The sequence below is a fragment of the Microbacterium azadirachtae genome (assembly GCF_000956505.1).
In the GTDB taxonomy this organism is placed as follows: Bacteria; Actinomycetota; Actinomycetes; order Actinomycetales; family Microbacteriaceae; genus Microbacterium; species Microbacterium azadirachtae_A.
Genome location: NZ_JYIX01000031.1, coordinates 45,796 through 59,246, shown reverse-complemented (window position 1 = coordinate 59,246; position 13,451 = coordinate 45,796). Strand labels below are relative to the sequence as shown.

Below are 13,451 nucleotides of genomic sequence, written 5' to 3'. Positions count from 1 at the left end.
GGACAAGACATCAGTAGGCGAGAGACCGGTCGACGGCCTCGAGGATCCGGTCCGGATCCGGCAAGTAGGTGCTCTCGAGCTTCGCGGGCGGGAACGGGGTGTCGTAGCCCGAGACGCGCAGCACGGGCGCCTCGAGCGCATAGAACGCGCGCTCCATGACGGTCGCCGCGATCTCGCTGCCCAGGCTCACGAAGCCCGGCGCCTCCTGCGCATAGACCATGCGGCCCGTGGAGCGCACCGAGTCGAGGAGGGGCCCATAGTCGACCGGCGACAGCGAGCGCAGGTCCACGACCTCGCAGCTCGTGCCCTCGGCCTCGGCGAGCGCGGCGGCCTGCAGCAGCGTCGACACCATCGCACCGTGTCCGACCAGCGTGACGTCGGAGCCGCGGCGCACAACCCGCGAGGCGTGCATCGGGAGCGCGGGGGCCGACAGGTCGACCTCGCCCTTGGGCCAGTACCGGCTCTTCGGCTCGAGGAAGATCACGGGATCGTTCGACGCGATCGCCTCCTGGATCATCCAGTACGCGTCGTTCGGGGTCGACGGCGAGACCACGCGCAGGCCCGGGGTATGCGCGAAGTACGTCTCCGGGCTCTCCTGGTGGTGCTCGACCGCGCCGATGTGCCCGCCGTAGGGGATCCGGATCACGATCGGCATCGAGATCCGACCGCCATGACGGGCCGTGATCTTCGCGAGCTGCGTGGTGATCTGGTCGAAGGCGGGGAAGACGAAGCCGTCGAACTGGATCTCGATGACGGGACGGAACCCGCCCATCGCGAGGCCGATCGCGGTGCCGACGATGCCCGACTCGGCGAGCGGCGTGTCCAGCACGCGCTGCGGTCCGAAGTCGCGCTGCAGGTGCTCGGTGATGCGGAACACCCCGCCGAGGGGGCCGATGTCCTCGCCCATGAGGATGACGCGCGGGTCGTCCTCCATCGCCTTGCGCAGGCCCGCGTTCAGGGCCTTGCTGAAGGGCATCGTCTCGATGCCGGTCCTGGTCGTGTCCACCGTGGTCATCGGTCACCCTCCTGGAAGGAAGCCTCGTACTGCGCCTGCCATGCCTTCTGCTCCGCCATGAGCGGATGCGGATCGCTGTAGACGTGGTCGAAGATCGCCTCGGCGGTCGGCGAGGCGAGCTCGGGGGTGCGCACGCGCAGATCCTCGGCGGCGTCCGCGGCCTCGGCCTCGGCGTCGTCGAAGACGGATCCGGCGGCTCCCCTGTTCTCCAGGAACGCGCGCATGCGGGCGATCGGATCCCGCAGCGACCACTCCTGCTCCTCGTCACTGCCCCGGTACTTCGTGGGGTCGTCGCTCGTGGTGTGCGCGCCCATGCGGTAGGTGACGGCCTCGATCGCACGCGGCCCGCCGCCCGTGCGCGCCTCATCGAGCGCGCGGCGGGTCACCGCCCAGCTCGCGAGCACGTCGTTGCCGTCGACGCGGACCGACTCGATCCCGTAGCCGGCGCCGCGCTGGACGAGCGGAACGCGGGACTGGGTCTTCACCGGCACCGAGATCGCCCAGTGGTTGTTCTGCAGGAAGAACACCTCCGGGGTCTGGTAGCTCGCGGCGAACACCATGGCCTCATGCACATCGCCCTGGCTGGAGGCGCCGTCGCCGTAGTAGACCATCACGGCCTGGTCGCGGTCGACGTCGCCGGATCCGCACTTGCCGTCGAAGACGAGCCCCATCGCCAGGCCCGTCGCGTGCAGGGTCTGCGAGCCGAGCACGAGCGTGTAGATGCGGGTGTTGCCGTTGCGGGGATCCGTCGGATCCCAGCCGCCGTTCGAGGTCCCGCGCATGAGCTTGATGATGTCGATCGGATCCACGCCGCGGATGCGGGTGACCGCGTGTTCGCGGTAGGAGGGGAAGAGCGTGTCCTGCGGACGGGCGGCGCGGGCGGATCCGACCTGGGCGGCCTCCTGTCCGCGACTCGGCGGCCACAGGGCGAGCTGGCCCTGGCGCTGCAGGTTCGTGGCCTGGGTGTCGATCGCGCGGATCACGACCATGTCCCGGTAGAACTGCTCGAGGTCGCCGTCGGGCAGGGCCTCGATGAGGGGCAGATACTCCTCCGCTGCGGGGCTCGGAATGAAGCGGCCGTCGGCATCGAGGACGCGGACGGTGGGGATATCGGCGTCAGTCACCTTGTCTACGCTAACCGAGGTTTCCGCCTTCGCAGTGGAGGGTGCGCACAAACGATCACCGGCCCGCTGTGACGATCCCCACGGACGCATGCGGGTGCGCGGATATCCAGGTGTCCCACGCATTAATGCCAGGTCCCCCTAGCTTTTTGCGTGGGACGCCTTGCATCGGAACGGGCTCACGACGGACGCCCGCGCGACGGATGCACGATCCCGGCACGGATGCACGACGGATCCGCCAGATCGGTCCTGCATCTGTGCCCTCGTCCTGCATCCGTACGCGCGCGACAGGCGCGGCAGGCGCAGACGCGGCGGGCGGGCGGGCCGTCAGGCCCGTTGTGCGGCGGCGACGGCGAGCACGCGGGGCAGCGACTCCGCCTCGCCGACCGAGATCCGGATCCCATCCCCGGGGAACGCGCGCACGATGAGGCCGGCCTCCTCGAACGCGGCGGCGACGTCGGCGGTCGCCTCTCCGGTGGGGAGCCAGACGAAGTTGCCCTGGGCGTCCGGGACGTCCCAGCCCTGTGCGCGCAGACCCTCGACCAGTTCCGTGCGGCGCTCGACGATCACGGCGACGCGGGCGCGCAGCTCGTCCTCGGCGTCGAGGCTGGCGATCGCGGCGCGCTCGGCGGCCGCGGTGACCGACAGCGGGATCGCGGTCGTGCGGGCCGCATCCAGCACGCGCGGGTGGCCGATCGCATAGCCGACGCGCAGGCCCGCGAGCCCGTACGCCTTGGAGAACGTGCGCAGCACGACGACGTTGGGGTGCGCCTCGAAGATGCGCTCGGCCAGGCCGTCGACGGCGTCGGGTGCGGTGACGAACTCGGCGTAGGCCTCGTCGAGCACGATCAGCACGTCCTGCGGCACCTTTTCGACGAACGCCGCGAACTCGGCGCTCGTGACGATCGGACCGGTCGGGTTGTTGGGCGTGCACACGATCACCACGCGGGTGCGCTCGGTGACCGCGGCGGCCATGGCGTCGAGGTCGTGGCGGGCGTCGGCGGTGAGCGGCACCTGCACCCCGGTCGCCCCGGCCACGAGCGGCAGTCCGGGGTAGGCCTCGAAGGAGCGCCAGGCGTAGACGACCTCGTCGCCGACGGTCGCGGCGGCCAGCACGAGCTGGTACAGGATCGCGACGCTGCCAGAGGCGACGTGCACCGCATCGGGCGCGACGCCGTAGCGCTCGCCGAGGCGCGCGCGCAGCGCACCCGCGGTCGCGTCGGGGTAGCGGTTCATCGGCGTCGCGTCGGAGAGCGCGGCGAGGACCGAGGGCAGCGGGTCGAACGGGTTCTCGTTGCTGGACAGCTTGAACGCGTCGGCACCGGCCTGCTTGCCCTGGCGGTACGGCGGAAGGGCCGCGATCTCTTCGCGGATGCGGGGCAGGATCTCTTCGCTCACGCGTCGAGTCTAGATCCGGCTACCCGGACTGTTCCGGCCGGGCGGGCGCGACAGCCGGTCCGCCGTCGCGGAAGGCCCGGAGGATTCCTGGGCGGATCCCGGGTGCGGATGCGACAATCGGCATCATGAGGTTCCTGATCCGCGTCATCGTGAACGCCTTCGCCATCTGGGTCGTGAGCCTGATCACGGTCCTGGAGGTCTCGGTCACCCCCTATCCCCCGGGCGGCATGGTCCCGCTGCTCGTCACGCTGCTCGCGATCGGCGCCGTCTTCGCGATCGTGAACACGATCGTCGGCACCGTGGTGAAGATCGTGGCGATCCCGCTGTACATCCTCACGCTCGGCCTGATCTCGCTCGTGATCAACGGCTTCCTGCTCTGGCTCACCGCCTGGATCACCGGCTTCTGGGGCTGGGGTCTGGCGCTCGGAGGCTTCGGCTGGACGATCGTCGCCGCCTTCCTCATCGCCGTGATCAACGCGGTCTTCAACGCGATCCTGCGCCCGCAGCGGCAGCGCGACCGCGATCGCTGACACCACGGCACGGGTGCTCCCCCTCATCCCGTGACCCGTCGGGCGGTGTAGTCGGTCGACGTCATCGACGTCGCGGTGTCGAGCACCGCGAAGTGCTCGGCGATCCTCGCCATCCGCTCGTCCCCCGAGGCCTCGGCGCGACGCACCGTCTCCGCATAGCCGTCGAGCAGGTGCGCCGGGATCTGCGGATCCGTCCCGTGACCGGGAGCGACCGTGCGACGGATGACCAGGCTGTCCGGCGAGCCCGTGCCGTTCGGACTGCCGCCGCCCGCGAGGCCGGCGACCGGGTCGTCGGTATGCCGGACGGCGACGCTCAGCACGTCGTCCGGCAGGACGGGTTCGATCGGGGATCCCACGGTGACGACGCCCTGCACGTCGAACTCGCCGGACTGCGCGAGCAGGCCGGCGATCATCCCGCCCTGCGAGTACCCCACCAGGTCCACCGGGGTGTCCGCGCCGGCGCCGGCATCGCGCAGCGCCTCGGCGACGGCCCTGTAGGAGTCGGCCTCGGCGTGCTCGGAGTACATCCGCAGATTCGAGGCGAACGACCACGGCTCCTCGGCGGACCGGCCACGGGTGCCGTCGATGTAGGCCACGAAGCGCTGCGCACCGTCGCCCATCCGATAGGTCTCGACCCGTACCTGCGACGAACGCCCGAAGGGGATGCGCGACACCGCCCCGGCGAGGGTCGAGGGTCCGGCGGGGATCGTGGCGGCAGGTCCGCGATCGATCACCACATCCCCCGCCCGGGGTCTGACGCCCGCCGGGCTTCGCGCATCCGCCATCAGGACGAGACCGGGCGCAGGCGCGAGCGGCGCCGGGCGCACCACGCCATTCTCGGCCGCGACGGAGGTCATCAGGCGCTGCGCGCCCTCCGCCTGCACCCGCGTGTTCCACCCGAGCACACTCTGGAGCAGGAACAGCGCGGGGCTGAGCCCGAGCAGCAGCGCATCGCCGGCCGCCCCGGGCAGCGACCCCGGCTCGCCCCCCGGAGCGAAGCCCTCGGCCACGCCCCGCCGCCAGCTCTCCTGCAGTCGCTCGTCAAGAGCGGACAGCCTCGCATCACCGGCCAGAAGCCGCTCCTCGCGGCGGCGGAGATCCCGGGCGGCCGCGACATCGCCCGCGCCGAGCATGGCCTGCCGTGCGCGCAGATCGGCCAGCTCGTACACGTCCGCCATCGTGCCGACCCCGCCGGCGAGCCGCTCCAGCGCGTCCTCGACGTTCTGCAGTCGGGCCGCCGCCGACCACAGCGCCGGGAACCCGCGGGCGAGCGGGACGTCGTCGACGAGGCCCGGGATCGCGAGCAGATCCTGTCGCGCGCACGCGACCTCCCCTGCCTCGGCCCGCACCCGGCCCGCCGTCGTCCGCAGCCGATCCGGATCGACCGCGATCATGCCGCCATGAGTGATCTCGACGTCATCGGCCATCCGCGCTCACCCCGCCTGCAGCGCCGCTTCGATGGACGGCAGCGACTCCCGCGCCACCCCGAGCGCCTGTCGCTGGGTCTCCAGCTCCCGCTGCAGGAACTCGACGCTCCTCGAGCGCCATCCGCAGTCGGCCTCGATCGCACGCAGCGCGACGACGGCCGCCTCGATGCGTTCACGGGCGCTCTCGCAGCGGAGCAGTGCCTCGGCGAGCTGCCAGGATCCCGGGGCGGCGTCCGGGGCGAAGGTGATCATGGCCGCCAGCCTGCCCGTCACCGGAGCACCGCGGAGGCCTCGTCGCGCAACCCGTGCGCACCGGGAGCAGGCCGCTGCGTGTGGAGGACGAACCGCCCCGTGCATGGCATCCGACACCGCGGCGGGAATCCGCGCACGGGTCGGCGGATCCGGTGCGGCACAATGGAGGGATGACCGAGTCGGATCCGTTCCGCGTCATCTTCGTATGCACGGGGAACATCTGCCGGTCCCCGATGGCGGAGGTGGTCTTCCGCGACATCGCGGCGAAGCAGGGACTCGGCGACCGGATCGTCTCGACGAGCGCCGGCACGGGCGACTGGCACGTGGGCGAGCAGGCCGACAGTCGCACGATCGACGCCCTCGCCCGCCGCGGTTACGACGGGACCAAGCACCGCGCGCGCCAGTTCACCTACGAGTCCTTCACCGGGAGCGACCTCGTCGTGGCCCTGGACCGCACGCACGAGCGGATCCTGAAGCAGTGGGCCCGCGACGAGTCGGAGGAGGGCAAGGTGACCCTGCTGCTCTCGTTCGAGCACAACCCGACCGTGCTGGACGTGCCGGACCCCTACTACGCCGACGCCCGGGTGTTCGATGAGGTGCTCGGTATGATCGAGAGCGCGAGCCACGGCCTCTTCCGTCAGCTCGAACCCGCCATCCGACCGTCACGTCCGTGACACAGGCGGTCCGGATCCACGACTCTTCCCGGAGGACCCCCGTGACCGCCTCGCTTCCCGTGCAGCCCCTCAGCCCGCTCGACGGGCGCTACCGCGCCGCGGTCGCCCCTCTCGCCGACTACCTCTCCGAGGCCGGGCTCAACCGCGCCCGCGTCGAGGTCGAGGTGGAGTGGCTGATCGCGCTCACCGACCGCTCGCTCTTCGGCACCGCGCCCCTCGCCGACGCCGACAAGGAGCGCCTGCGGGGCCTCTACCTCGACTTCGGCCAGGCCGAGATCGACTGGCTCGCCGAGAAGGAGGCGGTGACCCGCCACGACGTGAAGGCCGTGGAGTACCTCGTCCGCGACCGCCTGTCGACCCTGGGCCTGGACGCGATCGCCGAGCTCACGCACTTCGCGTGCACGAGCGAGGACATCAACTCCGCCTCCTACGCGCTGACCGTCAAGCGCGCCGTCGAGCGCGTGTGGCTGCCCGCCCTGCAGGACGTGATCGCCAAGCTCCGCGAGCTCGCGATCGAGCACGCCGACGCCGCGATGCTGTCGCGCACGCACGGCCAGCCCGCGACGCCCTCGACCATGGGCAAGGAGATCGCCGTCTTCGCGTGGCGCCTGGAGCGCGTGGTCAAGCGGATCGAGGGATCCGAGTACCTCGCGAAGTTCTCCGGCGCGACCGGCACATGGTCGGCGCACCTCGCCGCCGAGCCCGACGCCGACTGGCCCCGCATCGCCCGCGAGTACATCGAGGGCCTCGGGATCGACTTCAACATCCTCACCACGCAGATCGAGTCGCACGACTGGCAGGTCGAGTTGTACGACCACGTCCGTCACGCGGGCGGGATCCTGCACAACCTCACGACCGACATCTGGACCTACATCTCGCTCGGCTACTTCGCCCAGATCCCCGTCGCGGGCGCGACCGGATCCTCGACCATGCCGCACAAGATCAACCCGATCCGCTTCGAGAACGCCGAGGCGAACCTCGAGCTCTCCGGTGCGCTGCTCGGATCCCTGTCGCAGACGCTGGTCACGAGCCGTCTGCAGCGCGACCTCACCGACTCGACGACGCAGCGCAACATCGGCGTCGCGTTCGGGCACTCCCTGCTCGCCCTGGACAACCTGCGCCGCGGCCTCAACGAGATCTCGCTCTCGCGCGACGTCCTGCTCGCCGACCTCGACACGAACTGGGAGGTGCTCGGCGAGGCGATCCAGACGGCGATCCGCGCGGAGGTCGTCGCGGGGCGCTCCACGATCCAGGACCCGTACGCGATGCTGAAGGAGCTCACCCGCGGTCACCGCGTGGGCGCCGCCGAGCTCGCCGAGTTCGTTCAGGGGCTGGAGATCGGCGACGCCGCGAAGCAGCGCCTGCTGGCCCTGACCCCGGCGACCTACGTGGGCCTCGCGGAGACGCTCGCGAAGTAGCGGCATGGACAGCGCCGGTCTCTCGGCCGCCCGTCTCGCGCGCCGCCGAGCGGGCGCGCGCTACGCGATCGACGAGGTCGACGACTTCCTCGACGAGTGCGTCGCGACCCTGCGGTCCTGGGAGGAGGGCCGCCAGGGCCCCCTCTCGGCAGAGTCGGTCGTGCTCGCGCAGTTCACCGACGTCCCACTGAGCGGCGAGGGCTACGACGCGGATGCCGTCGACGAGCTGCTCGACGCAGTCGCGGATCGGCTCCGCGCGTACGCCGGCCCTTCTGCAGCGGCGTCGAGCGCGCCGCTCCCCGGCGATCGCCCTCGCTGGCTCGTCCTCGGGATCAGGGGCATCGGCGTGCTGGCGGTCGTGGCGACCGCGGTGATGATCGCGATGCGGATGCTCGGCGACAGCTGACGTCGAGCACCGCACGCGGGCCGCGAACGAGATCTGGCCGGGAGACCCTCAGCCGTGGTCGCCCGCGCGGTCCTTCGGCATCGCGAAGACGGCGACCAGCACGAGCGCCGCGGTCACGGCCGCCGCGATGAACACCCAGGTCGAGGCGCGCACGACGGTGGCCGGATCCCCGGATCCACCGCCCGACGCCATGACGGCGTTGGAGATCGCGCCGAACACGGCCACGCCCACGGCGCTGCCCGCCGAACGCGCGAACGTGTTCATGCCGGTCACCGCGCCGCGCTCGCCCCAGCCGACCGAGGCCTGCGCGACGATGAGAGTGGGCGCCGCCGTCCAGCCCAGGCCGAAGCCGATCACGAAGGCGACTGCGGCGAGGGAGTAGGCGTTCGGATACGGCCCGATGAGCGCCAGCCCGATCGCGCCGAGCGTCGCGATCGACGCTCCGAGCAGCGCGGTGAATCGGAATCCGTGCCGCAGGTACAGTCGTCCCGCATTCGCCGCCGAGAGCGGCCACCCCAGCGTGAGCGCCGCCACGGCGAGCCCCGCGAGCAGCGGCGGCACGGCGATCGCGCCCTGCAGATAGGCCGGCGCGAAGCTCGTGATGCCCGTCAGCAGGGCGCCGATCGCGAGCGACGCGAGGGTGGTGGTGAGGATGAGGCGGCCCGAGATCAGCCGCAGGTCGATGATCGGCTCGGCGGCGCGGCGCTCCACGAGCGCGAACGCGACGAGGGCGATGGCCCCGCCGACGAAGCAGGCGAGACTCGGCACCGACTGCCAGGCCCAGGCGTTCCCGCCCTCGAGCACGCCGACGATGATCGCGGTGAGACCGATCGTCAGCAGCACCGCGCCCGCGTAGTCGATCCGATGCCGGCGTTTCTCGATCTGCTCGTGGAAGTGCCGCAGCAGCATCCAGGCCGCGATCAGGCACAGCGGGATGTTGATGAAGAAGATCAAGCGCCAGGCGTCGAACTGAGCGAACACCCCGCCCAGCGCGGGCCCCACCACCGAGGACAGTGCCCAGACGCTCGCGATGTACCCCTGCACGACCGCCCGCTCGGACAGCGTGTAGATGTCGCCAACGATGGTCGCGACCATCGGGCCCACGGCTCCCGCACCCAGGCCCTGCAGCAGTCGGAACAGGATGAGCGACGGCATGCTCCACGCGAGTCCGCACAGGATGGATCCGAGGAGGAACAGCGCGATTCCGATCAGCACGATCGGCTTGCGGCCGACCGTGTCCGCGAGCTTGGAGTAGATCGGCACGCTCACCGCCTGCGCGAGCAGGTAGACCGAGAACAGCCAGGGGAACTGCTGGTAGCTGCCGAGGTCGCGCACCACGCTCGGCACGGCCGTGGCGAGGATCGTCGCATCCATCGCGATGAGGCCCATCGCGAGCATGAGCGAGAGCAGCACAGGACCGCGCTCGGAACGGAAGCCCACCGTTGCGCGGTCGATCGTCATGCTCACCCTCGTGACAAGCCGTGCGGAGCGCGGGCTATTCCCGAGCCCGCGTGCGGCGGGACGGGGATCCGGCCGGTCAGGAGGCGGAAGGCGTCCCGGATCCGGGAGCGTCGTCGGCGTCGTCCGCATCGGACGGAGCGGCCGACTCATCGGATCCAGTGGATCCCGCATCCGCCGCAGCGGCGGCTCCCACTGCGGCGGCATCCGCGGACTCGGCGTCGTCGTCGTACAGCACCGGACGGTCGTGCGGCTTCGTGAAGTCCGACGGGTCGACGGCCAGGATCAGGATCGACAGGATCAGCAGGGCGGCGATGAAGATCCCGCCCGTCACGATGAACGCGAGGTTCCACGGCGGGATGGCGCCGTAGGTGCCCTTGTCGACCATGCGCATCACCTTGTCGGTGAACGCGCCCGTGGCGATCAGCGTCACGACACCGGCGAAGAGGCCGCACAGCAGCGACAGGCCGACCAGCTGCAACGGTCGGAACAGATCCCTGCGCCTGGTCTTCTCGGTCATGCGGATCCTTCGTTCTCGGCCGGCGCCCTGCCGGCGGTGTCGGTGCCCGCACCAGTGGCGCGGGCGCGGGGGCTGAGCCCGGCGATGCCGAGGAAGACCGCGACGATGGCGGCGTAGGCGCCGAAGATCCCGACGGCCAGGGTGATCCCGGTCAGCGTGAACGAGCCGGCCTCGGCGATGGAGTAGTTGAGCGCATAGGTCGTCGGCACGCACAGCAGGCCGACGGCGAGGGCAAGCCCCAGGGATCCGATCAGGATCGCATCGCGGGCGCCGTCGGCGATCACGGCCGGCGCGGTCCCGGTGCGGGCCTGGCGGCGGGCGCGGATCCCGGCGATGAGCTCGACGAGTCCGCCGAGTGCGCCCCAGGCGATCACCACGACGAAGAACATCGGCGTGGTGCGCCAGGCCGGGATACTGCTGGCCATGCCGGTGACGATCGCGATGGCCGCGAGCAGCACGTACGGCCAGCGCCACCCCGAAGGTGCGACGAGCCAGGCCGCGAGCATGTGGATCAGCGCGGTGACCAGGGCGAACCCGCTGAACACCGCCAGCCCCACGAACGCGGAGTGGTTCGCGGAGAAGGTGATCATGAGCGCCGCGACCGCAGCGAAGGCGGCGCGCGCGAGCTGCACGTGGCGCAGCTGGAACGTGCGTGTGGCGGGCATGACGGATCCTCGGGTCCCTGTGCTTCGAGCCCTTCGAGCGGCCTCGGGGACCGAGCCTCAGCAACCGCTTCGACGGGTTCTACGGCCGCCCCGGTAGATGGGCGGACTCCGCCAGTCTACGCGCGGGATCCTAGGCGCCCGCTCGGGAGCTGAGCTCCGTCGCATCCGGATCAGGATCGTCGGACCACTGCTCGGGATCCGGGTCTTCGACCGTGCGGCCGTTCTTCCGCCGCGGCTGCAATTCGCTGAGCAGGGTGCCCGCGATGATGAGGGCCGCTCCCAGAATGGCGAGCGGCGGGATCCGCTCCCCCGCGATGCGCCCGACCACGCCCGCCCACACCGGTTCGCCGGTGTAGATGATGGTGGCGCGGGTCGCGGAGACGGAGCGCTGCGCCCAGTTCATGGTGAGCTGGATCAGTCCGCTCGCCAGGCCCATGCCGAGGCCGGCGATCAGCCAGACCGGGTCGAAGGCGGGGATGCTCTCGCCGACGGCGGGCATGGTCGCGAAGCCGAGGAGCGATGCGGTGAGCAGCTGCACGACGGTCAGCCGGCCTACGTCGAATCGTCTGCCGAAGAGGCTGATCAGGATGATCTCGCCCGCGATCGGCAGGGTGCTGATGAGCGTGAGGATCTCGCCCTCGCCGAGATGGACCCCGCGGGATCCGATGCCGGCGACCAGCAGCAGGCCGGCGAAGGCGAGGCCCGCGCCGGCGAGGGTCAGCGCGCGCGGCGGCTTGCGCAGCACGAGCCACTGCAGCAGGGGCACGAGCGGCACGTAGAACGCCGTCATGAACGCGCTGGTGCTGGAGTCGATCGTCTGAAGGCCCGCGGTCTGCAGACCGTAGCCGCCGTAGATCGCGGCGCCGATGGCCGCGCCGGCGCCGATCTCGCGCCAGGTCATGCCGCGCAGCGAGCGCCAGAAGATCGCCGCGGCGAACAGCCCCGCGGCGAGGAACCGGAACCCGACGAAGAACCAGGGCCCCGAGTGCTGCATCGCGGTGTGCACGACGAGGAAGGTGCCGCCCCAGATGATCGTGATCCCGACGAGGGCCCACTCCGGAACGGACAGCCCCAGGACGCGGCGGGAGGCGGACTGGTTCACAGTCATACGCTACGCGGTTCCGCGCCGCGAAGGCTCTTCCCCCCAGGGACGTTGAGCGAGGACGGCTAAGCCGACGCCCGGGGTCGTTGAGCGAGGACGGCGCGTTTCGTCTCGCGGAGCTCGCTCAACGACCGGACGGGCGGCGCTCTCGCGAGCGCGCCGCGTCAGCCGGCGGTCGCGATCCAGAGCCGTCCGGATCCGGCGACCTGCACGTCCGCCGAGCGGGTGGCGAACACGGCCGCGCCGCGTGGGACATCGGCCGTCGCACCGCCGGAGGACAGCGCGAAGGATCCGTCCGTCGTGATCGCGATCGACGAACCGGCGAGCGCGATCGTCGCGTCGCCGGTGATCGCGAGCAGCTCGAACGGCACGTCGGCGCCCGAGGCGTGGATGCGCGGACGGTAGCTCTGCACATTCTCGGCGACCGCGACGGGCACCAGGTGGTCGTCCTCCGACGCCGTGAACGTCAGCACCCGCTCGAGCTCTGCGGTGTCGACGTGCTTGGGGGTGAGCCCGCCGCGCAGCACGTTGTCACTCGGGCCCATGAGCTCGACGCCGGCCCCGCGCAGATACGCGTGGATGTTGCCTGCCGGCAGCCAGAGCGACTCCCCCGCGGCGAGCGTGACGTGACGCAGCATGAGCGCGACCGCGATCCCGGGGTCGCCGGGGTACGTCTCGGCGAGACGCGTGAGCAGCTCGAAGCGCTCATCGCCGGACGCCGCGGCCACCAGTGCGGCGACGGCGAGGTCCACGCCCGCAGCGCCGGCGAGCAGCCAGGAGAACCCGGCGCGCAGGCCGTCCGGCCCGCTCAGCTCTTGGCGCCAGGGGGCGAGGGAATCGGATCCGGCGCGTGCGGCGAGGGCATCGACGTCGGCCAGGATCTCGGCGACGGGGCGGAACCCGCACAGCGCCTCGAAGCCGTCCTCGAGGGCCACGATCAGCTCGGGCTTGGCGTACGGATCCTTGTAGTTGCGGTGCGCGGCCGTGAGCGGAACGCCGCGCAGGTTCTCGTCGGCGAATCCGGCCTCCGCCTGCGCCGGCGTCGGGTGCGCCTGCAGCGAGAGCGGACCGCCCGACACGAGGATCTTGAGCAGGAAGGGCAGCTTCGCCCCGCTCTGCCGCTCCCAGTCGAGGAGCGTGGGCCAGGGAGTCCCGTCCGCCGTCCGGGCCGGCGAGCCGGGGTGCGCGCCCAGCCACAGCTCGGCCTCGGGACCACCGGTGCCTGCCGTGCCCAGCACACCGGCGACGCCGTCGACCCTGCCCCAGGCGTAGTCGCGCGGCTCGTTGCCGATCTGGACGAAGAGCTCGTTCTCGTGCGCGCTCATGCGGCTCCGTTCAGGGTTGGAGGGGATCCCTGCCAGCGTAAGGCCCCCGGCCGCTCTGTTCCCGCCGTTTCGAAGCGCGCGAATGGCTGTATTCCGAGCCCCGGATCCGCGTTTCTCGCGCTTCGAACCGAGACGGACCA

The 13,451-nt window shown here is 71.3% G+C and carries 14 protein-coding genes; 4 read left to right on the top strand and 10 right to left on the bottom strand.

The window, feature by feature from the left end; translation table 11 throughout:
- Positions 1-10: 10 nt before the first annotated feature.
- From RS86_RS06685 to RS86_RS06675, 3 genes are all read right to left on the bottom strand, one after another.
- On the bottom strand, positions 11-1,015 hold the full coding sequence (locus RS86_RS06685; protein ID WP_045271451.1) for an alpha-ketoacid dehydrogenase subunit beta: 1,005 nt from the start codon (positions 1,013-1,015) through the stop codon (positions 11-13).
- A complete protein-coding gene (locus RS86_RS06680; protein ID WP_045271450.1) occupies positions 1,012-2,139 on the bottom strand; it encodes a thiamine pyrophosphate-dependent dehydrogenase E1 component subunit alpha in 1,128 nt (375 codons plus the stop codon). The genes RS86_RS06685 and RS86_RS06680 overlap by 4 nt, the downstream gene beginning before the upstream one ends.
- A 324-nt stretch (positions 2,140-2,463) precedes the next feature.
- Positions 2,464-3,534, bottom strand: coding sequence for a histidinol-phosphate transaminase (locus RS86_RS06675; RefSeq protein WP_045271449.1), 1,071 nt, complete (start codon positions 3,532-3,534; stop codon positions 2,464-2,466).
- Between the two features lie 125 nt (positions 3,535-3,659).
- On the opposite strand from RS86_RS06675, the gene RS86_RS06670 reads away from it, so the two are divergent.
- Entirely contained in the window at positions 3,660-4,064 is a 405-nt protein-coding gene (locus RS86_RS06670; protein WP_045271448.1) for a phage holin family protein, read from the top strand.
- Between the two features lie 23 nt (positions 4,065-4,087).
- On the opposite strand, the gene RS86_RS06665 is transcribed toward RS86_RS06670, so the two are convergent.
- Entirely contained in the window at positions 4,088-5,491 is a 1,404-nt protein-coding gene (locus tag RS86_RS06665; protein ID WP_045271447.1) for a hypothetical protein, read from the bottom strand.
- A gap of 6 nt (positions 5,492-5,497) precedes the next feature.
- Positions 5,498-5,743 (bottom strand): hypothetical protein, encoded by a 246-nt coding sequence (locus RS86_RS06660; protein ID WP_045271446.1) that lies wholly within the window; start codon positions 5,741-5,743, stop codon positions 5,498-5,500.
- A 170-nt stretch (positions 5,744-5,913) separates the two neighbouring features.
- Between RS86_RS06660 and RS86_RS06655 the strand changes: the two genes are divergently transcribed.
- The 3 genes from RS86_RS06655 to RS86_RS06645 are packed head-to-tail and all read left to right on the top strand — an operon-like array spanning position 5,914 to position 8,241.
- Positions 5,914-6,417 carry a low molecular weight protein-tyrosine-phosphatase gene (locus RS86_RS06655; RefSeq protein WP_045271445.1) on the top strand — a complete coding sequence of 168 codons (504 nt, stop codon included), beginning with the start codon at positions 5,914-5,916 and terminating at the stop codon, positions 6,415-6,417.
- Positions 6,418-6,458: 41 nt separating this feature from the next.
- Positions 6,459-7,835: an adenylosuccinate lyase gene (gene purB, locus RS86_RS06650; RefSeq protein ID WP_045271444.1), complete on the top strand. Its 1,377-nt coding sequence runs from the start codon at positions 6,459-6,461 to the stop codon at positions 7,833-7,835.
- Positions 7,836-7,839: 4 nt separating this feature from the next.
- Positions 7,840-8,241 carry a DivIVA domain-containing protein gene (locus RS86_RS06645; RefSeq protein WP_045271443.1) on the top strand — a complete coding sequence of 134 codons (402 nt, stop codon included), beginning with the start codon at positions 7,840-7,842 and terminating at the stop codon, positions 8,239-8,241.
- A 48-nt stretch (positions 8,242-8,289) separates the two neighbouring features.
- Here RS86_RS06645 and RS86_RS06640 read toward each other — a convergent pair whose 3' ends face one another.
- From RS86_RS06640 to manA, 5 genes are all read right to left on the bottom strand, one after another.
- Positions 8,290-9,702: an MFS transporter gene (locus tag RS86_RS06640; RefSeq protein ID WP_045271442.1), complete on the bottom strand. Its 1,413-nt coding sequence runs from the start codon at positions 9,700-9,702 to the stop codon at positions 8,290-8,292.
- A 76-nt stretch (positions 9,703-9,778) separates the two neighbouring features.
- Positions 9,779-10,219, bottom strand: coding sequence for a hypothetical protein (locus tag RS86_RS06635; RefSeq protein ID WP_200892758.1), 441 nt, complete (start codon positions 10,217-10,219; stop codon positions 9,779-9,781).
- A complete protein-coding gene (locus RS86_RS06630) occupies positions 10,216-10,884 on the bottom strand; it encodes a hypothetical protein (RefSeq protein ID WP_045271441.1) in 669 nt (222 codons plus the stop codon). The genes RS86_RS06635 and RS86_RS06630 overlap by 4 nt, the downstream gene beginning before the upstream one ends.
- A 130-nt stretch (positions 10,885-11,014) precedes the next feature.
- A complete protein-coding gene (locus RS86_RS06625) occupies positions 11,015-11,986 on the bottom strand; it encodes a DMT family transporter (protein WP_235281669.1) in 972 nt (323 codons plus the stop codon).
- A 164-nt stretch (positions 11,987-12,150) separates the two neighbouring features.
- A complete protein-coding gene (gene manA, locus RS86_RS06620) occupies positions 12,151-13,311 on the bottom strand; it encodes a mannose-6-phosphate isomerase, class I (protein ID WP_045271439.1) in 1,161 nt (386 codons plus the stop codon).
- Positions 13,312-13,451: the final 140 nt, after the last annotated feature.

What these genes read in the sequence shown, in the direction of transcription:
- RS86_RS06685 (WP_045271451.1), bottom strand. Translation starts at nt 1,015, where the DNA reads ATGACCACGGTGGACACGACCAGGACCGGCATCGAGACGATGCCCTTC.
- RS86_RS06670 (WP_045271448.1), top strand. Translation starts at nt 3,660, where the DNA reads ATGAGGTTCCTGATCCGCGTCATCGTGAACGCCTTCGCCATCTGGGTC.
- RS86_RS06665 (WP_045271447.1), bottom strand. Translation starts at nt 5,491, where the DNA reads ATGGCCGATGACGTCGAGATCACTCATGGCGGCATGATCGCGGTCGAT.
- RS86_RS06660 (WP_045271446.1), bottom strand. Translation starts at nt 5,743, where the DNA reads ATGATCACCTTCGCCCCGGACGCCGCCCCGGGATCCTGGCAGCTCGCC.
- RS86_RS06655 (WP_045271445.1), top strand. Translation starts at nt 5,914, where the DNA reads ATGACCGAGTCGGATCCGTTCCGCGTCATCTTCGTATGCACGGGGAAC.
- RS86_RS06645 (WP_045271443.1), top strand. Translation starts at nt 7,840, where the DNA reads ATGGACAGCGCCGGTCTCTCGGCCGCCCGTCTCGCGCGCCGCCGAGCG.
- RS86_RS06640 (WP_045271442.1), bottom strand. Translation starts at nt 9,702, where the DNA reads ATGACGATCGACCGCGCAACGGTGGGCTTCCGTTCCGAGCGCGGTCCT.
- RS86_RS06635 (WP_200892758.1), bottom strand. Translation starts at nt 10,219, where the DNA reads ATGACCGAGAAGACCAGGCGCAGGGATCTGTTCCGACCGTTGCAGCTG.
- RS86_RS06630 (WP_045271441.1), bottom strand. Translation starts at nt 10,884, where the DNA reads ATGCCCGCCACACGCACGTTCCAGCTGCGCCACGTGCAGCTCGCGCGC.
- manA (WP_045271439.1), bottom strand. Translation starts at nt 13,311, where the DNA reads ATGAGCGCGCACGAGAACGAGCTCTTCGTCCAGATCGGCAACGAGCCG.